This window comes from Rhizobium sp. NZLR11 (genome assembly GCF_019685115.1).
Taxonomy (GTDB): Bacteria; Pseudomonadota; Alphaproteobacteria; order Rhizobiales; family Rhizobiaceae; genus Rhizobium.
Map to the genome: position 1 here is coordinate 245,741 of NZ_JABDWD010000008.1, position 20,562 is coordinate 266,302.

Annotated in this window: 16 protein-coding genes; 11 read left to right on the forward strand and 5 right to left on the reverse strand. The window is 59.4% G+C overall.

Annotation, left to right across the window (positions count from 1 at the left end):
• Positions 1-11: 11 nt before the first annotated feature.
• The 5 genes from HJB83_RS16710 (at position 12) to HJB83_RS16730 (ending at position 6,116) form a co-directional block, all read left to right on the forward strand.
• Positions 12-647, forward strand: a complete 636-nt coding sequence (locus HJB83_RS16710) for a TetR family transcriptional regulator (RefSeq protein ID WP_221132435.1) — start codon at positions 12-14, stop codon at positions 645-647.
• Positions 648-920: 273 nt separating this feature from the next.
• On the forward strand, positions 921-1,802 hold the full coding sequence (locus HJB83_RS16715; RefSeq protein ID WP_221132436.1) for an aldo/keto reductase: 882 nt from the start codon (positions 921-923) through the stop codon (positions 1,800-1,802).
• Between the two features lie 504 nt (positions 1,803-2,306).
• A complete protein-coding gene (locus HJB83_RS16720) occupies positions 2,307-3,584 on the forward strand; it encodes an alpha/beta hydrolase (protein WP_221132437.1) in 1,278 nt (425 codons plus the stop codon).
• A gap of 184 nt (positions 3,585-3,768) precedes the next feature.
• Positions 3,769-5,019: an FAD-binding oxidoreductase gene (locus HJB83_RS16725; protein WP_221132438.1), complete on the forward strand. Its 1,251-nt coding sequence runs from the start codon at positions 3,769-3,771 to the stop codon at positions 5,017-5,019.
• A 59-nt stretch (positions 5,020-5,078) separates the two neighbouring features.
• Entirely contained in the window at positions 5,079-6,116 is a 1,038-nt protein-coding gene (locus HJB83_RS16730; RefSeq protein WP_207582712.1) for a proline racemase family protein, read from the forward strand.
• Between the two features lie 100 nt (positions 6,117-6,216).
• Here the strand turns inward: HJB83_RS16730 and HJB83_RS16735 are convergent, their stop codons facing one another.
• Positions 6,217-7,236: a LacI family DNA-binding transcriptional regulator gene (locus HJB83_RS16735; protein ID WP_207582713.1), complete on the reverse strand. Its 1,020-nt coding sequence runs from the start codon at positions 7,234-7,236 to the stop codon at positions 6,217-6,219.
• A gap of 167 nt (positions 7,237-7,403) precedes the next feature.
• Between HJB83_RS16735 and HJB83_RS16740 the strand changes: the two genes are divergently transcribed.
• The 5 genes from HJB83_RS16740 to HJB83_RS16760 all read left to right on the forward strand — a co-directional run bounded on the left by HJB83_RS16740 (position 7,404) and on the right by HJB83_RS16760 (position 13,170).
• The gene (locus HJB83_RS16740) at positions 7,404-8,663 is read left to right on the forward strand and encodes a sugar ABC transporter substrate-binding protein (RefSeq protein WP_221132439.1); all 1,260 of its coding nucleotides are present in this window, start codon (positions 7,404-7,406) and stop codon (positions 8,661-8,663) included.
• 66 nt (positions 8,664-8,729) lie between these two features.
• Positions 8,730-9,611, forward strand: a complete 882-nt coding sequence (locus HJB83_RS16745; protein WP_207582715.1) for a carbohydrate ABC transporter permease — start codon at positions 8,730-8,732, stop codon at positions 9,609-9,611.
• On the forward strand, positions 9,604-10,440 hold the full coding sequence (locus tag HJB83_RS16750) for a carbohydrate ABC transporter permease (protein ID WP_207582716.1): 837 nt from the start codon (positions 9,604-9,606) through the stop codon (positions 10,438-10,440). The genes HJB83_RS16745 and HJB83_RS16750 overlap by 8 nt, the downstream gene beginning before the upstream one ends.
• A gap of 10 nt (positions 10,441-10,450) precedes the next feature.
• Positions 10,451-11,593: an ABC transporter ATP-binding protein gene (locus tag HJB83_RS16755; protein WP_207582717.1), complete on the forward strand. Its 1,143-nt coding sequence runs from the start codon at positions 10,451-10,453 to the stop codon at positions 11,591-11,593.
• A 212-nt stretch (positions 11,594-11,805) separates the two neighbouring features.
• A complete protein-coding gene (locus HJB83_RS16760; protein WP_221132448.1) occupies positions 11,806-13,170 on the forward strand; it encodes a NosD domain-containing protein in 1,365 nt (454 codons plus the stop codon).
• Positions 13,171-13,413: 243 nt separating this feature from the next.
• On the opposite strand, the gene HJB83_RS16765 is transcribed toward HJB83_RS16760, so the two are convergent.
• The gene (locus HJB83_RS16765) at positions 13,414-14,961 is read right to left on the reverse strand and encodes a bifunctional diguanylate cyclase/phosphodiesterase (protein WP_221117784.1); all 1,548 of its coding nucleotides are present in this window, start codon (positions 14,959-14,961) and stop codon (positions 13,414-13,416) included.
• Between the two features lie 513 nt (positions 14,962-15,474).
• Between HJB83_RS16765 and HJB83_RS16770 the strand changes: the two genes are divergently transcribed.
• Positions 15,475-16,512 (forward strand): Ldh family oxidoreductase, encoded by a 1,038-nt coding sequence (locus HJB83_RS16770; protein WP_221132440.1) that lies wholly within the window; start codon positions 15,475-15,477, stop codon positions 16,510-16,512.
• Between the two features lie 71 nt (positions 16,513-16,583).
• On the opposite strand, the gene HJB83_RS16775 is transcribed toward HJB83_RS16770, so the two are convergent.
• The 3 genes from HJB83_RS16775 to HJB83_RS16785 form a co-directional block, all read right to left on the reverse strand.
• Entirely contained in the window at positions 16,584-17,546 is a 963-nt protein-coding gene (locus HJB83_RS16775; protein ID WP_221132441.1) for a dihydrodipicolinate synthase family protein, read from the reverse strand.
• Between the two features lie 126 nt (positions 17,547-17,672).
• Positions 17,673-18,374: a GntR family transcriptional regulator gene (locus tag HJB83_RS16780; protein ID WP_207582720.1), complete on the reverse strand. Its 702-nt coding sequence runs from the start codon at positions 18,372-18,374 to the stop codon at positions 17,673-17,675.
• A gap of 147 nt (positions 18,375-18,521) precedes the next feature.
• Positions 18,522-20,243: an aconitase X gene (locus HJB83_RS16785; protein ID WP_221117782.1), complete on the reverse strand. Its 1,722-nt coding sequence runs from the start codon at positions 20,241-20,243 to the stop codon at positions 18,522-18,524.
• Between the last annotated feature and the right edge of the window lie 319 nt (positions 20,244-20,562).

Below are 20,562 nucleotides of genomic sequence, written 5' to 3' on the forward strand. Positions count from 1 at the left end.
GCCGGGCAGGAATGGCTGACAGCAAGCGGACGGCAGCGACGGAAGGCAGGCGGCAACGCAAGCGGCGGCAGACCCGCGAGCGCATCGAGCAAGCGGCGATGAGTCTCTTTCTCCAGCGCGGCTTCGAGGCCACGACCATCGAGGACATCACCGAGGCGGCCGATGTCTCCAAGCGCAGTTTCTTCGACTATTTCCCCTCCAAGGAAGAGGTGGTTTTCGCCTGGCAGGATGGTTTCGCCGATCGGCTGATGGCCGAGATCGCCGCAAGGCCGGCAGAAGAACCCTCGGTGGCTGTGGTCGAGGCGGCAATCACCGCCACCGTCATCGCCTCTGTCGACGAGCGCGGCCTGGCGCTCAGTGAACTCATCCGTCGCACGCCGGCGCTGAAGGCCCGCGACCAGGTGAAATATGCCAGGCTCGAACAGAAGCTCGCCGAGGCGTTGCTTCTGCGCAGGGGAAACGATCCGGGCGAGCGGTCGCGCATGCGCGTGCTTGCCGCGGTCGTCATCGGCGCGCTGCGCGTCGGTGGCGAACTCTGGCAGCAACGCGAGCCTGGCGCCTCGCTGCACGATTTCGCCCATGAAATCTTCGCCGAACTCTGGAAGATCCTGGCGGAATTCGGCGACGAGGCAAAGAACGGGTTTTGAAAGCGGGCTTCGCCGGCGGCAAATTGCCTGGCGCCGCGATATGGCCGCCGGCATACGGCATGCCGCGCATCTTTTTTATCACGGCAGCAAGCGCCCGCTCATTGCATCTGGCAACCCTCCGGCCCATCTCCTGTCAGGGCGCGCGGCAATGCTCCCGCCCACGAACAGCTTTTTTGAGTCTCCCGCACCGAATTTAGCGCCTGCAAACGGCGATCCAGTTTCACCGGCTTTGAACGTCCGGCTTCGAACGTATCGACCAAGAGAGGAAAGACCATGTCCAGTCATAACGCAGCCAAGTCAGGCACCTTCAAGATCGGCGGCGATATCGAGATCAACCGTCTCGGTTTCGGCGCCATGCGTGTTACCGGTGACGGCATCTGGGGCGAGCCCGCCGATCATGCCGAATCCATCCGCACGCTGAAGCGCTTGCCCGAACTCGGTGTCAACTTCATCGATACCGCCGATTCCTACGGTCCCGATATTTCCGAATGGCTGATCAAGGAGGCGCTGCATCCCTATGGCGCCAAGTCCGTCGTCGCCACCAAGGGCGGCCTGACCCGCCACGGCCCCAATCTCTGGCTGCCGGTCGGCCGCCCGGAATATCTGATCCAGCAGGCGCATAAGAGCCTGCGCAACCTGGGGCTCGAGCAGATCGATCTCTGGCAGCTTCACCGCATCGATCCGAAGGTGCCGGCCAAGGAACAGTTCGATGCGATCAAATCGCTGCTTGATGCCGGCCTCATCCGCCATGCGGGGCTGAGCGAAGTGTCCGTCGCCGACATCGAGGCGGCCTCGAAACACTTCAAGGTCGCGACCGTGCAGAACCGCTACAATCTCGTCGATCGCACCAGCGAGGACGTGCTCGATTATTGCGCCAAGCACAATATCGGCTTCATCCCCTGGTACCCGCTCGCCGCCGGCGATCTGGCCAAGCCCGGCTCGCTGCTCGATACGATTGCCAAAAAGCACAATGCCGCGCCGAGCCAGATCGCGCTCGCCTGGGTGCTGAAGCGCAGCCCTGTGATGCTGCCGATCCCCGGCACTTCGAAGGTCAAGCATCTCGAGGAAAACGTCGCGGCCGTCGACATCGCGCTGTCGGACGAGGAGTTCTCGGCGCTCGACGCTGAAGGCCGGAAGGTCTTCAAGGCCGCCTGAGGGGTGAAGCAGCCGACGGCAGTGCCCATGGCTGCCTCGCACACCAACCCGACCTGGGTCGAGCCACTGGTCTCGACCCAGGTCGGTAGCGACAGCCGGATGAGCGGCGCGCAACCTCCTGGTCGGGCGCAAATTTTCAGCACAATTTTGACCATTCGGTCAAACGTGCTGCAAAATTAGGCGTTGGTGTGCTGTTTATAAGGCAAGCAATGCATCAAGCGCATTGCTGCATTGCAATATTTTCGCTGTTCCCGATCGAGTGAACGCGGTACATATATCTCCGTAAGCAGCGCACTCCTCCTCCCAGCGCTCTTACATCGGACTGACAACACTCCTCCTCCCAGTTGTCAGTCAGGATCAAGAGCCCGGCGCACCTCCTCCCGCGTCGGGCTTTTTTCTTTTTCCACCCCAGCTCTTCACCGCACGCAATTTGACTCGGCAAGCACCGTCGGCCTATTTGAACGGGCGCCGCCTGCCGGTGCGTGCACCGGTTGGAGTTAAGTCATGATCGGCAAATGGCGCGGCCCGCGGGCGGCTATGACAGGTCTTTTGTTTGCGGCGTTTGCGCTTGCCGGCTGCGGCGGCAGGCCGGTCGGCGTCATGCAGGCGGCCGGCAGCGTTCCCCCTGGCACGTCGAAAGTCGATCTTCTCGTCGCGACGACCCGCGCTGCCGACGACAATCCCGCCGTGCTTTTTTCAGGTGAACGCGGCACCGGGCTCACCGTCAATGCCGTCGATGTCTCGATCCCGCCGGAAGCCAATCGCAAGGTCGGCCAGGTGCAATGGCCAAGGCGGCTGCCGGCCGATCCGCTGCGCGATTTCGTCACCGTGTCCGTCGATCCCCTGCAAGGCGAGCGGGCCGGCGAGACCTGGCTGAAGGGCCATATGCCTAGGAGCCGCCGGGTGCTGGTCTTCGTGCACGGCTTCAACAATCGCTATGAGGATGCCGTCTACCGCTTCGCGCAGATCGTCCATGATTCGCATGCCGACGTCGCCCCCGTCGTCTTCACCTGGCCTTCGCGCGCCAGCATCTTCGATTACAATTACGACAAGGAAAGCACCAACTATTCCCGCGATGCGCTGGAGGAACTGCTCACCCGCACCGCCGCCAATCCGGCCGTCAGCGACATCACCATCATGGCCCATTCGATGGGCACCTGGCTGACCGTCGAAGCGCTGCGGCAGATGGCGATCCGCAATGGCCATGTCGCCCCGAAGATCAACAATGTCATCCTCGCCTCGCCCGATCTCGATGTCGACGTCTTCGGCCGCCAGTTCGTCAGCCTCGGCAAGGACCGGCCGCATTTCACCATCTTCGTCTCTAGGGATGACCGGGCGCTCGCTCTGTCGCGGCGCATCTCCGGCAATGTCGATCGGCTCGGCCAGATCGATCCCTCCGTCGAACCCTACCGCAGCAAGCTTGAGGCGGCCGGCATCACCGTGCTCGACCTGACCAAGCTCAAGGGTGGCGACCGGCTAAACCACGGCAAATTCGCCGAAAGCCCGGAAGTGGTGAAGCTGATCGGCGACCGGCTGATTGCCGGCCAGACCATCACCGATTCCAATGTCGGCCTCGGCGAAGCCGTCGGCGCGGTGGCGATGGGCGCTGCGCAGACAGCGGGAAGTGCCGTCAGCGTTGCCGTCAGCACGCCGATCGCAATTTTCGATCCGCGCACCCGCCGCAATTACGATGCCCAGTTGAAGCGTCTCGGCCAGTCGATGAACAATACCGTCGGTTCGGTCGGCGACAGCGTCGGCGCCGGCCTGTCGGAAAGCCAGTAAAAATTCCATAGAGTAATTCCAGCAAAAGTGCATGGCGGTTTTGCGTTTCGGAATTGCGAGAAAACAAAGAGATAGAGATTTTCCGTGATTCGGAGAAAACGGAAATTCTCTAGGCATGACCACCGATCTGATATATCAGACTGACGAACGGCAATCCTGTCTGCCGTGTGGGTGGGTTGATCGCATGGCGGATGAGACGAAGAAGACGGTTGTTGTCGTCGGCGCAGGCGTGATCGGCGCCTCGATCGCCTTCGAGCTGCAGCGGCGCGGCTTTGTGGTGACGCTGATCGACAAGGCTGAGCCGGGACGCGGCACGTCTTTCGGCAATATGGCGAGCATCGCGCTCGATTTTGCCGCCGGTTCCGGCCCCTCGACCTGGAAAAAAATGCCCGGCTGGCTGCTCGATCCGGAAGGCCCGGTCTGGCTGAGGCCCTCCTATGCGGCAAAGATGCTGCCTTGGTTCCTGCGTTTCCTCGCCGCCGGCCGGCCGTCGCGTCTGCGACAGATCGAGGATGCCGGTATGAGCCTGTCGCAGCGGGCGCTCGCCGATTTCAGGCAGATGCTCGAGGCGATCAATGCGGCTGAGATGATGACCGAGGAGGGCTGCCTGGCGATCTACGAGACCGAGGCGGAATTTGCCGCCGATCGCGGCCATCTCGCCATGATGCAGCGCTACGGCCTCGAATTCGAGGTGTTGAGCAACGGCGCCATCCAATATTACGAGCCGGCGCTTTCGCCTTCGATCGCCAAAGCCGTGCTGCTGCCCGACAACAAGTCGATCCGCGATCCCTACAAGCTGGTGGTGAAACTCTTCGACGCGGCAAGAGCTGCCGGCGCGAATTTCGTCTCCGGCGCGGTCAGGAATATCGAGCGCAGGGGCGATGGCACCGCCGTCGTTCTCCTCGACGATGACAGCCGCATCGAGGCTGGTTCGGTAGTGCTAGCCGCCGGCGTCCACACCCGCTTCCTCGCCGAAAAGCTCGGCGAGCCGATCCCGCTCGAAACCGAGCGCGGTTATCACACCCAGATCATGAAGCCCGGCATCGCCATGCGCTATTCGGTGATCTGGCCGCATCGCGCCTTCATGGTGACGCCGACGGCCGGCGGCATCCGTGTCGGCGGCAATGTCGAGCTCGCCGGTCTCGACGCCGCCCCCGATTTCCGCCGTCCGCGGGTGCTGGTGCGCCATGCCCAACGGGCGCTGCCCGGTTTGAAACTCGAGGAGGCGACGGAGTGGATGGGTCATCGCCCGGCACTGCCCGATACGATCCCGATCATTTCGCCGTCGTCGAAGATACCGGGGGTTTTCTATGCGACCGGCCACGGCCATCTCGGCCTGACCTATGCGGCAACGACAGCCCGGCTGATCGGCGATATGATGACCGGCACCGAACCGCCGGTCGACATGAGCCCGTTCCGCATAGACCGATATTAGAACCGGATTTAATGTCGACGGCGGCGTCGCCCGTCGCGTCCGAAGTGGAGTTTTCTGAGATGAGATGGAAGCGCACGATCCAGCTGCTGGACGTTCATGCCGAAGGCGAGATCGGCCGCGTCGCAATCGGCGGCGTGCCGAAGATCCCGGGCGAGACCATCGCCGCCCAGCTGCAGTGGCTGAACACCGATCCGAAGGGCGACGAGCTCCGTCGCTTCCTCTGCCTGGAGCCGCGCGGCGCCCCGATCGGCTCGGTCAACCTGCTGCTACCGGCACGCCACCCTGAGGCGGATGCCGCCTTCATCATCCTGCAGCCCGACCAGGCGCATGCGAGCTCGGGCTCGAACTCGATCTGCGTGACGACGGCCCTGCTCGAATCCGGCATCGTCGAGATGCAGGAGCCCGAGACGACGGTCACGCTGGAAACCGCCGCCGGCCTGGTCAAGGCGACGGCAACCTGCCGCGACGGGCGCTGCGAAAAGGTCCGGCTGACCATGGTGCCCTCCTTCGTGCATGAGCTCGATGTCGCAATCGACACGCCGCATTGGGGAAGGATCAAGGCCGACCTCTGCTATGGCGGCATCTTCTATGCCCTCGTCGATGTCGACCAGATCGGTCTGAAGATCGAGAAAGCCAATGCCGCCGGGCTCGTCCAGGCCGGCATGATCCTGAAAGAATTGATCAACCGCGACATCAAGGTCGTCCATCCCGAGATCCCGGCGATCTCGGGCGTCGCCTATGTGATGTTCCGCGATACCGAGGCCGACGGCACGGTGCGCACCTGCACGACCATGTGGCCGGGCCGGGCCGACCGCTCGCCCTGCGGCACCGGAAATTCCGCCAATCTCGCCACCCTGTATGCCCGCGGCAAGGCCAAGATCGGCGACGTCTTCACCTCGAAATCGATCATCGGCTCGGAATTCGAGGTCGGGCTGCAGGCGGTAACCGAGGTGGCCGGCCGCCCGGCGGTGATCCCGACCATTACCGGCCGCGGCTTCACCTTCGGCCTGACGCAGGTGGCGCTCGACCCCTTCGACCCGCATCCCGCAGGCTTCGCGCTCACGGACGTCTGGGGGCCGTCGGCCGGGGAGATTTGACGCTCGGGCAGGGTGCCGATCGTGTGAAGCGGTTTTCGAGTGGCATCCTGTTCTAATGCGCTCTACCAGAGTCCGCCGCCGGCCGGGCGGGTGCGTCGTTTCACAAACTGCGCACAGAATTGCGCTCCACCAGCTTGCAGGAGACGACACGACTGCTGGCGCGCACATTGTCGCCTGCCACCACTGTGTTCAGCCACTCCGCCCCCTGAAAACCGAGATCGTAATATGGCAACGCCGCGGTGGTCAGTTCCGGCTTCAAGGCCAAAGATACGGTCCTGAAATCGTCAAAGCCGACAATACTGACGTCCTGCGGGATTCTGAGTCCAAGCGCCATGGCCGCGATGTAGATTTGGATCGCCATTTCATCGTTGCCACTCATGATCGCGGTTGGCCGGTCCTTTTGCTGCAGCATTTCGGTCGCCGCTGCGAAGACATAGTTCTCCTCGGCCCCGACCGGTCCCTCCATTCCAAGACGAATGGTGAGGTCACCGTCTGCCACTTCAAACTCTTTGGTGGCCTGACGAAAGGCGTCCAAGCGCAGCTCTGCTCCCAGAAGAACTGGGTTAAGTCTGATATAGCCGATCCTGCGATGGCCCCGTTCAAGCAGATAGCGGGTGAGGTCTCGGGCGCCCTGGAAGTCGTCAGGCTCAATGGACGGAAAAAGTTCACTGGTTTGCGGTCGGCAGTTGATCATCACCGTCGGGACGCTGACATCGCCGGCCACGGGATCCACGATTCGATGGTACATCGTCACATAGAGGACCCCATCGATGCGATGGGACTGGAACATTTTCCAGATTTCCGCCTCGCGTTCGGACGAGCCGCCGGTGTTCGCCATCAGGATGGTTTTGCCGTGCGTGTTGGCCCAGTCCTGGATCCCGCGTACGATGTCGACCGAATAGGGCGTGGTCGAGACATAGTCCGTGATGATCCCGAACGTGTTGGACCGGCTGGAGCGTATCTGGCGCGCGGCCATGTTGGGGACGTATCCCAAGTCTCGAATGGCTTTTTCCACTCTTTCTCGGGTGTCCTCCGTCACGTGCGGTTCGCCGTTGATGACCCGGGACACGGTCTTGTTCGATACCCCGGCCGCTTTGGCGACGCTGACGATACTGACCATGTCCAATCCTTTTCCTGCTTAATTACCTTGTACACGAACGGAATGACAACGTCGACAATTTTATGACAACGTCGTCAATTTGAATTGACAACGTTGTCATTGGAAGATTATGTTGCCTGTCATCGGAGGTTGGAGCGAGAGCCTCGGATCAAAGACAGGAGGATCTGATGAAGTATTTGCTTTCTGCCAGCGCGCTTGCGCTCATCTTCATGGCGGCCCCAATGCAGGCCGAAACGATCAATGTCCTGGTCGAAGGCGGCGGGGAGATGCTGCAAAAGGCCGTGGCCGAGAAGTTCACTGCCGAGACCGGCATTGAGGTGAAGTTCTCCGTCGTCCCCTATCAGGGTGTGTTCGACAAGTTTTCGGCCGAGATTGCTTCCGGTTCGTCGGCCTTCGATGTCGTTGCGATAGACGTCGTATGGAATGCGAAATTCGCTGGTCATGTCGAGGATCTCTCGCCTCTCTTTACCGAGGCAGTGCGCAAAGACCTGCCTCCCGCTTTGCTTGCGGACGCCAAAGTTGGCGGCAAGATGATCGGAATGCCGGCCTGGGCGAATGCCGAGATCGTTTTCTATCGCAAAGATCTCTTCGACAAGCCGGAGGAACAGAAGGCGTTTCAGGCAAAATACGGTTATCCCCTGGCGCCGCCGAAGAGCTGGCAGCAATGGCGCGACATCGCAAAATTCTTCACCCGGGACACGGATGGCGACGGCAAGACCGATTTCTGGGGCACCGATACCATCGGCACCTTTTCTGAGGAGTGGATGGCGCATGTGCTTCAGGCGGGCTCGCCCGGGGTGATCCTCGACAAGGATGGCAAGGTCATCATTGACAATGAAGCGCACAAGAAGGCGCTCGAATTCTACATCGCGCCGCACTGCACCGATCATTCCGTTCCTGAAAACGTCAACGAAATCGGTTGGGGCGAAGCTCAAAACCTGTTCTATCAAGGCAAGACGGCGATGATGAAATTCTGGGCGCACGCCTACAAGATGACACCTGAGGATTCCAAGGTCAGCGGAAAGGTCGGCGTGGCGCCGATGCTTGCAGGTGAGGCCGGAATCGCGGCCATTCCCGGTCCCTGGTACAATGTCGTTCCGTCGACCTCCCAGCACAAGGATGCAGCCAAGAAGTTCATAGCCTTCGCGATCGCCAACAATGCCCTCGGCATCGAGGCTCCGCTTGGCCTCGCCGCGACGAACTCCGCCTACCGAAGCTATGTCGACAAGCCCGGCTATGAGCATTTCACACCGCTCCTCGAAACGCTTGGGGCTCCTGCGACGCAAGGCCGGCCGATGAACGAAAAATATCAGGAAATCGTCGACGAAGCGGTGCTTCCCGCGGTGCAGCAGGCCCTGACCTGCAAAGCGGATGTCGGCAAGGTCCTGACGGACGCCAAGGAAACGATCGAGGATATCCTCCACTAACCCGTATCCTTAACCTCAGCGGGGGACCGAAGGTCCTGCGCCTATCATCAGCTTTCGGAGACGGCCATGTCGGGTGAAGACCGATTTGTGCTCTACATGCTTGCGCCGGCGCTGGCCATCCTCGGCTTGCTGGTCGCATACCCGGTAGGGCTCCTGGTGTTCGATTCCTTTTTCAAGGTCGATACCATCGCACCCCACATACGAGAGTGGGTGGGTCTCAAGAATTATGTCGATGCGCTAACCTCGAAGCGCGTCGCCGAAAGCGCCTTTAGAACCGTCCAATATTCAATCTTCGCACTGTTCTTCGAGTTTACCTTCGGCTTCTGCGCCGCTCTGCTGTTCTCGGCTCTGCCCGGCCAGTCACGTTGGCACCGCACGATCTTTACTCTGCCGCTGATGGTGCCTCCGATCGTCGCCGGCCTGCTGTGGCGCTTTCTGCTGGTCGGGAACATCGGCATTCTGAACTACGGACTCGTCCATCTGGGCATCATCAGCGATCCCGATGCGATCGCGTGGCTTTCCGACGAAGATATCGTCATCTATTCCGTTTCCTTCGCCGATATCTGGTTGACGACCTCCTTTGTCGCGCTCGTATCCTACGCCGGATTGACGAACATTCCCAAAGACCTGCTCGAGGCCGCGCGGATCGACGGTGCCAATGCGTTCAAACGGTTCTGGCATGTCACGCTGCCGCTGATGCGCCCGGTGATTGCCGTCGTCGTCATCGTGCGCGGGGTGGATGCAGCCAAGACCTTCGACCTCATCTGGATACAAACGCAGGGCGGTCCCAACCATGCCTCGGAGGTGTTTTCGATGAACATCTACCAGCGCATGGTTCGGTTCGGTGACCTCGGCGAAGCGTCGGCGTCGGGCGCTCTTTTCCTGATGGTCATGATGCTTCTGGCCGCCGCAGCCTATTGGAAGATATGGAGGCCGGCCCATGCATAGAGCGCCTCGCCTCAATGCCAGCGGAGTCCTGATTAACGCCGCAGCTCTCGTGCTCGTGCTGTCCTACGCTCTGCCCTACATCTATCTGTTGATGACCTCCATCAAACCGGCGGCCGATGTTCAGCAGATCCCGCCGAGCTTCTTTCCTGCGGTCATGTCGTTCGAGAACTTTCGGGCGGTGCTGCAGTCGTCGACCCTGCCGAGAGCTTTCGTCAATTCCCTTTCGGTTGCGGTGCTCACCACCGCGCTCTCCCTTTTGGTTGCCGTGCCTGCCGCTTACGTTGCCACGCAGTACCGACGCCGGATCACCACGCTTTTTCTGCTTTTTGCCCTGATCACGCGCATGGTGCCGTCGGTGTCGCTGGGTGTGCCGCTGTTCCAGCTTTTGAAGTCCATGGGTCTGCTTGACACTATTCCAGGGCTTGTTCTCGCCCACACTTCGGCCGCTGTGCCGCTGGCGCTGCTGCTCATGGCCGCTTTCTTCGAAGGTGTGCCTAAGGAACTCGAAGAGGCTGCCCGCATGGATGGCTGCACGCGATTTCAAGCCTTTCGGAAAATCATCCTTCCCGTCATGACGGGCGGCATCGCAGTCACCGCACTCTTCACGTTCATCACCAGTTGGAACGAGTTCCTCTACGCACTGCTGCTGACGTCGGAGACGAGCAAGACGGCGCCGATCGTCATTGCCGAATACAATTCCGTCTACGGGCTTGCCTGGGGCGCGATGACCGCGGCGGCGGTGCTCTATTCGCTTCCCGTCATCATCGTGACGCTCGCACTTCAAAAACAGATCGTCGGCGGCCTGACATTCGGCGCTGTAAAGGGATGAGGAGGCAGGTATGGCCGGTATCGAACTGCGCAACATCAACAAGATCTACGCAAACAGTTTTCACGCCCTTCACGATCTGAACTTCGACGTCAGGGATGGCGAGTTCATGGTGTTCGTCGGTCCCTCGGGTTGCGGGAAGTCGACAGCGCTGAGGATGATCGCCGGCCTGGAGAGCATCTCCAGCGGCGAACTCAGGATCGATGACCGGGTCGTCAATGATGTCGATCCCAAGGACCGCGACATTGCCATGGTCTTTCAGTCCTACGCGCTCTACCCCCATAAGACGGTGCGCGAGAACATCGCCTTTCCCTTGCTGATGGCTGGCCTGCCGAGGGCCGAGATCGATAGTCGCGTGACCGAAGCGGCGCGCATTCTCGAATTGACGGCATTGCTCGACCGCAAACCGGGGCTGCTCTCCGGAGGTCAGCGCCAGCGCGTCGCCATGGGACGGGCGATCGTTCGCAAACCGGCGGCCTTCCTGCTGGATGAACCGCTCTCCAACCTTGATGCCAAACTGCGTGTGCAGATGCGGGCCGAGATCGCCAGCCTGCAAAGAAAACTGAATGTCACCACGGTCTATGTGACCCATGACCAGGTCGAGGCAATGACGATGGGTGACCGGGTGGCGGTGATGAAAGGCGGCGTGCTGCAGCAAGTCGACACACCGCAAAACCTGTACAATCGCCCTGCAAACGTCTTTGTCGCCGCCTTTATCGGGTCGCCGTCAATGAACTTGTACGAGGCCGTTCTGAATGGAAGGACGCTGACCCTGGGCAACAACAGTTTCGAGATCCCTGACCGGGTTTTCGAATGCCGCCCCTCTCTCGACGGTGCGTCCAACCGTCAGGTCATTGTCGGTATCCGGCCCGAGCACATGAACGACGCCGCGATCCGGCCTTCTTCGGCCGAGATCTCGGCCCCGGTCACTTTAGTCGAGGCGCTGGGTTCTGAATCCATGGTGCATCTGCATATCGACGCACCTTGGGTGGATGCCGGCGACCCGGACGCCGTCGCCGACATCGGCAACGAAAAAGCTGCTGTAGCCCGTTTTTCTCCGAAGAGCACAGTACGCGCAGGTAACATCGCGCGCATCGCTGTCGATGCCGAAGAACTTCACTTCTTTAAACCGGATACCCGCACCAGCATCTGGTGATGATATTGCCTGGAGAAACACAAGAGTGACTAGTCCATCTATCGGCACCGATTGTCTGCAACTCTTTCGGATCTCCAGCCAGGATCTTACTGCAAACGCAAAACGAGAACTGGTTGGACGCGTTTGCCCAGACGCCTGGCGAGCAACAAGCCAATCAAGAGCATCAGTCTACTCTCGCTGTGGAGCAAGAAATGTCCGAGAAGACGTTAACAATGGTTAGCGAAAACTGCTTCGATGTAACGAAGCATCCCGCAGGCAATCCCTATGAGGATATTGGGGCGGTCATCAATGGCATCATTGCGGATATCAAGAGCAGGCAACCGGTTTCCGATCTCAATGATGGCGGAAAACCTGGAGCAGTTATCTATATACCACCAGGCGATTATCGTCTTGTTACGCAAGTCGTTATCGACCTGAGCTATCTGAAGATTGTGGGCTCTGGACATGGTTTCACGTCGTCGAGCATCCGTTTCAATGTACCCGCAAACGAGCTGACGCACTGGCATGAAGTGTGGCCAGGCGGAAGTCGCATACTCGTGGACACATCTCCGGATGCCGCCCACGGTGAGGCTGCCGGAGCCGCGTTTTATGTTAAGCGCATCGGAAATCCGCGCATAAGCTCTGTGGAGTTTGCCGACTTCTGCATCGATGGCCTGCACTTCATTGACGATGGTTCGGGGCAAAATGATTCAGAAAATACATACAGGAATGGCAAAACAGGAATTTATGTCGGCAGCGCCAATGACTCAATCCGAATAACGGGGATGGGTCTTATCTATCTGGAGCATGGAGTGACTGTTCATGATGCAGATGCGCTCGCGGTAGATAACAATTTCATTGCAGAGTGCGGCAACTGTATCGAATTGAAAGGCATGGGTCAGGCCACAAGAATAGCAAATAATTTTGTAGGAGCCGGCTACAGGGGACATTCCATTTACGCTGAAAATTATGGTGGCATTCTAGTATCATCAAACAATGTATTCCCTCGAGGAGCGAGCAGTGTCTATTTTTCCGGCGTCGTCCGTTCCTCGGTCACAGGAAACAGATTCCATTCCTTCTATCCCGGAATGTTGGTTTTTGCTCATAACTGTTGCGAGAATTTGGTTTCCTCAAATCACTTTTTGCGAGATCGCGAGCCATGGGCGCCCATGCAGAAGTACGACAACGGTTTGGATGATCTGTTTGGACTTTTGCATATTGACGGCAGCAACAACTCGGTAATCGCGAACCACATCTCGGAAACAATAGATATTCAATATATCAAGCCTGTCGCCGTAAAGCCTGTGATTATCAAGCTGGTTTCCGGTAGTGGCAATTACATAGCCAATAATCACATTGTGGCCACCACCGAAATATCGCAAATCACTGACGCACCAGACAGTGCCTGCTTTTCAACACAAGTGGGCGCATTGCTGTCGACTGACAATCTAAAGGCGCTCGAAGTAACGGCAATACTGGTGCAAGAGGGGTCGGTACGCAATACAGTCCTGGATTCAGGCCGTGACGAACAGGTTGAGATGGACAGAACAATGAACGCATTCAGGGCCACTCCAGCTCCTGGGAATAGTCTGCGATAAAACCCGCCGCCAAGACTCGGCCACCGGTTCAAGATCGGCTTGTGCGGCGCTGGCCGGAACATGGGCTGTCGGACCAATAGGAGTTCGCGCCGGCTTTTTTCAAGTGGATCAATGTCGGGATCGGGTATGACCAGCCGTAGCGACGTCATTCAATTCGAAGGCGTCACAACCTGCTCTACGTAAGCCGCGAGTGTGGGTGCAACATGCTTCCCCGAAACGCTCGCATCAGGACCGCAGCCCCCATCAACCGCGTTGCAAAATCCTGGTGTTGACGTGACCTGCGGTGATCTCCTCGATCGGCACTGGTCGACCAAGCAGATATCCCTGGCCGATGTCGCAACCCAGTTCCTGAAGCCGTCGACGCTGGCTCTCCTCTTCGATGCCTTCGGCCGTGATCGTCACGCCAAGTCCGGCACCGAGAGCGATAATGGCCTTGATCACCTTGTCCTGCTTGTCATTGGTCTCGAACGAGGCGACGAAACTCCTGTCGATCTTGATCTTGTCGAACCGGTAGTTCGACAGTTGGGAGAGGCTGGAATAGCCTGTTCCAAAGTCGTCGAGAGCAATCCTGACCCCCGCATTCACCAGATCGTCGAGGACGATCCGTGCCGTGACGGCGTCCTGGATGATGGCGCTCTCCGTTACCTCAAGCTCGACCCTGTGCGGGGGAAGACCGACATCGCCCAATATCTTGAGAATTCGCAGGCCCAGCAACCTGTCGCTCAGTTGGATCGGTGAAAGGTTGAACGACAGGACGAGTTCGCTTGGCCAGGAAAGCGCATCGGTGCAGGCGCGCCGAAGCAGCTGATCCGTCAATTCGACGATCAGGCCGGCTTGCTCTGCCACTGGAATGAATACGCTGGGGGGGATGAATTCGCCGGAAGCCGTTTTCCAGCGGGCCAGCGCCTCGAAGCCGATAATCTTGTTCGCCTTCAGGTCCACGAGCGGTTGATAATAGGGAACGATCTCAGCCTTCCGGATCGCCGCTCGCAGATCCCCTTCCATTCGAATCCGTTTCGCCAACTCGTCCTGCATCGAAGGCACGAAGGGCTTCACCAGATCGCGGCCCTGCTTTTTCGCCACAGACATCGCACAGTCGGAATGTCGAATGACTTGACCGAGGTCATCGCCGTTCTCCGGATAAAGTGCGAAGCCGACGCTGGCGCCGAGATCGACGGCGACACCATTGAATGTGAAAGGCTTGCCGATCACGCGGACGATGCGGCTGCCCAAAGCGGCAAGATCGGGATTTCCCATGCGCCGCGCCAGAACGACGAACTCGTCTGCACCAATGCGGAAAACGCGCTCACGGGGAAAGAGGGCGGAGAGCCGCTGAGCAACAATTTTCAGCACCGCATCACCGTGATCGTGCCCCAGCAGGTCATTGACCTTCTTGAAGCCGTCGAGATCGATGCTGAACACGGCATAGGTTTCCTGTGCCCTTTGATCGATCATCGCCCGCGCGCACAAGGAATCCAGAAATCTGCGGTTGGGCAGCTCGGTCAGCGTGTCGTGACAGGCAATCCAGTCCACGTTCTTTTCGGCCTGCAGCCTGCGATTAACCTCTCGCGAAAGATCCCGGATCCGCAGCGCGGAATAGATTAGCCCCAGAAACCCGGAGATGTTGAGGGCGAGGAGCGCGTGGTCGAGCGGGTAGCCGTGATGCTGCTCGATGAACCCATCCAGCCCCTCATGCCAATGGAACTGCCAGGATAGGCAGAAAAGCAGCAGGAAGATCGAGATCCAGACCAATATCTCCATCTGGGGTCTGGTTGGCTGGATGCGAGGCATGGGAACGGGCTCCTGTTGGGTGAAGAACCATCATGGCCAGTTCGCAGGACCGCATCGTCCCCTAGATATTTCCAACACCGCCACAATTCATTCGGGCGGAATTAAGCGGGCCGGCTTTTGCCGTCGTTGATCAAGCGCACAGCACCGACCAGCCCGAAAGACTATCTGAACTTCGAACGTTAATGGTGGGTTGCCTGGACGGCGGCGCTGGCATTTCGCTGCGCAGAACGGACAGCTTTCCCGCAAACTGGATGGGGTGGCACCGATCTATAGCGTGGCGCAGGCTACTGAAGGGTGGGGGTAACACCCCACGTGTCCGAGACCATGTAGCCGTTCTGCCACGGATCCTCCGCGTCGACGGAGTATGTATCTCCCAGCGACGAAATGTTTCCTGCCGAGTGAAGCTCAGTGCTTTCGACCGTCACAAACTGAACTTGCTGATGGATTGGATACAATATGTATGCAACATGGCGATGCCTGCCTGCCTGTTTGGCCAGGCTAGATGGAGGAAAAATGACTGAGACAGCCACCATGTCGATCAGCCAGCTGCACGAGTTGGTTGAAGCAATCTTTCGGCGGGCCGGGTTGAATGCGGTGCAGGCAGTTGCATTGACGAATGTCATTGTGGCTGGCGAGCGCGACGGCTGCAAATCTCACGGCATCTACCGCATCGAGGGCGCCTTGCGCACGGTGAAGGCGGGAAAAGCCAAGCCCGATGCCATCCCCACGATCGCCCCGCAGGCAAGTTCCGGTATCGTGACGGTTCAGGGGAATGGCGGGTTTGCTAATCCCGCGTTCGAGCTTGGCTTGCCGCTGGTTGCTCAGGCGGCGCACGCGTCGGGAATTGCGGCGTTGGTTGTCAACGATGTCGTCCACTTTTCTGCGCTCTGGTCGGAAGTGGAAGCCCTGACCGGACAAGGCCTCGCGGCGATCGTCATGTGCCCCAGCTATGCCGCGGTTGCTCCGGCGGGCGGCAGCAAGCCACTGCTGGGGACCAACCCATTCGCCTTCGGCTGGCCGCGAGTGGACAAGCCGCCCTACGTTTTCGACTTCGCGACATCCTTGGTGGCTCGAGGTGAAATTGAACTTCATCGCCGCGCCGGCAAGCAGCTTCCCGAAGGCTGGGCAATCGATGCGCACGGCGCCCCGACCACCGATCCCGATGAAGCTCTCGTCGGCGCGATGTTGCCTTTTGGCGGCCATAAGGGCTCGGCTATAGGAACGATGATCGAACTGCTTGCCGGGGTCATGATCGGTGATCTGACAAGTCCGGAAGTGCTCGATTATCTCGGGACGACGACACTGTCACCAATGCATGGCGAGCTGATCATCGCCATGTCGCCGAAAGCGTTTTCGGCGGGTCGTCCGGGTGACCCGTTTGCGCGAGCAGAAGCGCTGTTCGAGGCAATAATCGGGGGTGGTGCACGGCTTCCCTCCGAACGCCGTTTCGTTGCGCGCGCAAAGTCTGAAAGGGAAGGGATCACCCTGACCTCGGCTGAGTTGGAACAACTCAGCCGCCTTCATGACAAGGGCCTGGATGCCGTTTCCTGACGAGGTTTCAACGTGGCATGGGACGAGCAGGTCTCCCGGAAGGAGGACCTGTTCGTTGAAGGGCTAAGGGATCAGGGCTTGTATTTTTCGACCGCGCCCGGCAGTTTGCTCCATCCGGCATACCAGGTATCGAACAGCTTCAGCTGCTGCTCGACATAGCCGCGCTGGCTTTCGGAAAGTTCGTCGGTTTCGTTGAAATGCAAGGCATATTCCGCGTCACCCTTCAGCACCATCATATGCTTGAAATAAAGCACAAGGTCCGGACCTTCATCGAAGGACGAAAGCACGCCGAGCGCCGATTCCAGCTCGAGCGCACGCTGACGGGCATCCGGGTCGCCCTTGGCGGCAGCCTGCGAAAGATTGCACATATGGATGACTTCCTTGGGCAGGACGCAACCAATGCCGGTGATCGCGCCGACAGCACCGCAGTTCACAAACCCGTGGAAGACACAGGTATCGACGCCGATCATCAGCGACACGTCATCGTCGCGGCTGGTGATGTTTTCCGCAGCATAGCGCATGTCGGCTGCACCGCCGAATTCCTTGAAGCCGACGAGGTTCGCATGGTCTGCACGCAGGGCAAAAAACAGGTCGGCGCGGGTCGCGAAGCCATAGTAAGGGCTGTTGTAGATGACGGCAGGAAGATCCGGCGCAGCCGCAAGGATGGACTTGAAATGGTTTTTCTGGGCCGTGACGACGGTGCCGCGGGAGAGCACGCGGGGGATAACCATCAGTCCCTGTGCGCCTACCTTCTGAGCGTGCGCCGCATGGGCAACGGCTGAAGCGGTATTGACCGCTCCTGTGCCGACGATAACCGGAATACCGGCATTGACCAGGCGCTCGACGCCTTCCATGCGCTGCTGATCGGTCAGGAGGGGCCAATCGCCCATCGAGCCGCAATAGACGACCGCCGACATTCCTTCTGCGATGAGTTCTTTGCCCTTGCGGACCAGCCCATCATAGTCAGGGCTGCGGTCATCCTTGCAGGGTGTCATGAGAGCGGGAACGACGCCCGAAAAAATCTTAGCTTTCATCGTGAAAACTCCTCGGTGAGACGAAACGGAGACTGGTGGCGGATGCAGAGCGTCGCGCCTCGATGCAGATGAATATACATCTTTGTATTTTTTTTGTCGACAAGAAATTGCGAGCGTCGATGTTTTTTAAAGACTGATGTCGAACCGGTCTTTCCTGGCAAACAGCTTCTGAATCTGTTCAACAATTTGTTCCGCGTGCATGCGCGCCAGCCGGTCGGCGAGGTCCGCGTCCCGCGCTGCGATTGCAGCAATGATCTCTTCGTGTTCGTCGACGAATTGCTGCGGCAGCCGATCGCCATAGGACTGGTAGTACAGCCGGAGAATGCGTCGTCCATCATCGAGGATACGATTGAATACGGCGACGAAGTATGGATTGCGCCCGGCTTCTGCAATCGAAGAATGAAGGGCGGCGTTGCTCGCAATCATCGCCAGGGCGTCTTGGTTCGCGACGGCGGTTGCGAATTCTAATTGACGAGCCTTGATCTCCAGCAAATCTGCAGGACGATGATATTGCGCCGCGAGCTTCGTGGTGACGCGGTACATCAGCACCAAAGCGTCGAAGAAAGTATGCAGGTTGAGAAAGTCGATGTTGGATACCATCGTCGACCGATTGGGCAGCGTATCGATCAGACCTTCACCCGCAAGGCGGACCAGCGCCTCGCGGATTGGCGTGCGCGACATTTTGAAATGTTCGGCGAGCTGCACCTCGTCGATCGGGCTGCCGGGTGGCAAGACCAGGTCCAGAATGTCATTGCGCAGAAGTTCGTATACGGTTTTCGCACCGGAACCACGCTTGCGTTCGGAGGGAGCTTGCGTCTGCATGGCCATTTCAAAATCCTTGTTGTCGACAACGGGTACTTTGAAACATTCACGCGGGCAACTGTTCGTGTTCTGCTCCCGACCTTTGCAACAACCGCAAAACAACTCTCGCTGCGGACGCCGGCCCGCACTCGATCCCCTTTTTAGATTGGTCGATCATGCCGGCAGCGAGGCTTCGGCTGTCCATCCGGCTGCTCGGGGTGTCACGCGTCCTGAAATCGCGGCTTCCACGCAGTCGCTCAGACTGGCGAGCCGTACGAAGCGACCCGAGAGGCCGGGGCCGTAATGCGCATATTTTCCGGAGTTCGTGATCACGGCTTTGGTCTTGGTGGGAAACACTGGTTCGGAGATCGAGCACCAGCAAAGGTCCGGGAAAACCTGAACCCCCGCCTGACGCAACTCGGCAAGGGTGCCGTCGCCTTGAGCCTGGTCGATCACCTGCTGGCCGGCTGTCACAATCACGGCGACGCCCGGATGGCGGCGCCTTCCCATCAACGCAGTCGTCAGTGCGGCGGCCAACGCGCGGCATTCTTCGATGGATGCATGCGGGCTCCCGATCGCGACGAGTTCGACATCTGCCGGGCCGTCATTCAGCAAGCGCCACGCATCGTGCATGTCCTCGACCGTGATGCTGACTTGACCGGCGTCCGGATGGACTGGCCCGGCTGCCTCGGGCGTTATCCCTGCGATGTGCAGCATTGGCGATGCGGATGTTGTTCCGAATGCAGCGCAGAGAGCTTTCAAATCGTCTCGAGACGGACGGGCCTGGCCAAGCCCTTTGACAAGCGGAATGCAATCGGGCGCCTTCTTCCCGATCAGATATCCGATGAGTGGCCAAAACGCGTCGTTCACGGATGCCGGGGTTTCAACGTCGATAACCAGCCGAGCGTGCCGATTGATGTCGAGATAAACCCCGGATTCCGGGGCTCGCCCGGTCAATGCAATACAGAGATCCAGGAAGTCAGGGTGTTTGGCCGTGCGCGCACCGAGCACGGTGTTTGCGAAGATGACGGCATTGGACTCCGACCAGGCAATCGTTTCACCGGTTTGCGGAGCGCTGTCCAGAAGATAGGGAGAACAGGTGAAGGTTGGCCGACAGCCCATTCGCACGTAAGCGTCCGCAAGGCGTGCGGCCGGTGCGCCGAAGGACGGCGGTATCCCTTGCATTTCCCAGTTCGCCCGATCGACCGAGATCGCGTTCATCGTGGTCGGAATACGCACCCTCGCACCGAGATCGGCGATCGTCTCGGCAAAAGTAAGGTTTGCCGGACTTGCGTAGATGCATCCGTCGATATGGCCCTGGCTCACATCGATGAGCCGCGTGGCGCCCTGCTGGGCGGCCATCGCACAAATGATCCGCATGGCCTGCATCGCGCCCGGACCATCGCCGCCATTGAGCATCTTGCAGTCTTCCTCGGTCAGTTCGAGGTCGGCGAGGGCAGGAGCAGGCAGTTCCGTGTTGAGGCTCTGAGAGGTGATGACACCACGCTCTATCGACGCCGACTGAGCCTGGGAAAGAAGTCGGAAATTCTCCGGGCTGAGCCTGATGACCGGCATCGGCCTATCGAACATCTCGGCTGCTATCAGTGCACCGAGCGTCAAGACGTCCTCTGCTTCGCTGAAGACCAGAGCGGCGGGACCGCGGCCGGTCAGAATGAGGTCGAGCAATACGCCGGATCCCGTGCAGGAGCCACGGCTCGTCGGCATCATCAAAATGGCGCCGGTCAGGGAAACGCCATGCAGCGGGTGGTGCACGTCGATGACATTTCCGGTTGCCGGGTCTACGCCGCCCCAGAAGCTCAATGCCTCCTCCGTTGCGACAACGCGGCCTGTTGCGGAGCCCTTCAAAACGGTCCGCGGTGCTGATGCGATGGTCATTTGACTGTCTCGTCTGCTCTTTTGGTCGACTGCCGTCGTGTTGCCGTTGCCAGTGGATCGCTCCGCCGACGCCAAGGCTTCAGCTGGAGAATTGTATAAAATATGCAAAAAATGCAGACCTCCCAAGGACCTCCAGGCGCAAATTTGCCGATTTATCGCAATCCAATTTCGCTGAGTTAGGATCAGGCAGTCAGGTCAAGCGCTCAAGAGCACGGATCGTGAAGAGGTACGCGTGACCAGTCGCGCGGCGCAAGCCGCTTGGCTTCGGCGTGGCACATCTGCCGGGGAGGTTTGAACCTCCGAAGCACGATGCCGCGGG

Excerpts from the sequence above, each read along its gene's own strand:
- HJB83_RS16710 (WP_221132435.1), top strand. The coding sequence starts at position 12 with ATGGCTGACAGCAAGCGGACGGCAGCGACGGAAGGCAGGCGGCAACGC.
- HJB83_RS16715 (WP_221132436.1), top strand. The coding sequence starts at position 921 with ATGTCCAGTCATAACGCAGCCAAGTCAGGCACCTTCAAGATCGGCGGC.
- HJB83_RS16720 (WP_221132437.1), top strand. The coding sequence starts at position 2,307 with ATGATCGGCAAATGGCGCGGCCCGCGGGCGGCTATGACAGGTCTTTTG.
- HJB83_RS16725 (WP_221132438.1), top strand. The coding sequence starts at position 3,769 with ATGGCGGATGAGACGAAGAAGACGGTTGTTGTCGTCGGCGCAGGCGTG.
- HJB83_RS16730 (WP_207582712.1), top strand. The coding sequence starts at position 5,079 with ATGAGATGGAAGCGCACGATCCAGCTGCTGGACGTTCATGCCGAAGGC.
- HJB83_RS16735 (WP_207582713.1), bottom strand. The coding sequence starts at position 7,236 with ATGGTCAGTATCGTCAGCGTCGCCAAAGCGGCCGGGGTATCGAACAAG.
- HJB83_RS16740 (WP_221132439.1), top strand. The coding sequence starts at position 7,404 with ATGAAGTATTTGCTTTCTGCCAGCGCGCTTGCGCTCATCTTCATGGCG.
- HJB83_RS16745 (WP_207582715.1), top strand. The coding sequence starts at position 8,730 with ATGTCGGGTGAAGACCGATTTGTGCTCTACATGCTTGCGCCGGCGCTG.
- HJB83_RS16750 (WP_207582716.1), top strand. The coding sequence starts at position 9,604 with ATGCATAGAGCGCCTCGCCTCAATGCCAGCGGAGTCCTGATTAACGCC.
- HJB83_RS16755 (WP_207582717.1), top strand. The coding sequence starts at position 10,451 with ATGGCCGGTATCGAACTGCGCAACATCAACAAGATCTACGCAAACAGT.
- HJB83_RS16760 (WP_221132448.1), top strand. The coding sequence starts at position 11,806 with ATGGTTAGCGAAAACTGCTTCGATGTAACGAAGCATCCCGCAGGCAAT.
- HJB83_RS16765 (WP_221117784.1), bottom strand. The coding sequence starts at position 14,961 with ATGCCTCGCATCCAGCCAACCAGACCCCAGATGGAGATATTGGTCTGG.
- HJB83_RS16770 (WP_221132440.1), top strand. The coding sequence starts at position 15,475 with ATGACTGAGACAGCCACCATGTCGATCAGCCAGCTGCACGAGTTGGTT.
- HJB83_RS16775 (WP_221132441.1), bottom strand. The coding sequence starts at position 17,546 with ATGAAAGCTAAGATTTTTTCGGGCGTCGTTCCCGCTCTCATGACACCC.
- HJB83_RS16780 (WP_207582720.1), bottom strand. The coding sequence starts at position 18,374 with ATGGCCATGCAGACGCAAGCTCCCTCCGAACGCAAGCGTGGTTCCGGT.
- HJB83_RS16785 (WP_221117782.1), bottom strand. The coding sequence starts at position 20,243 with ATGACCATCGCATCAGCACCGCGGACCGTTTTGAAGGGCTCCGCAACA.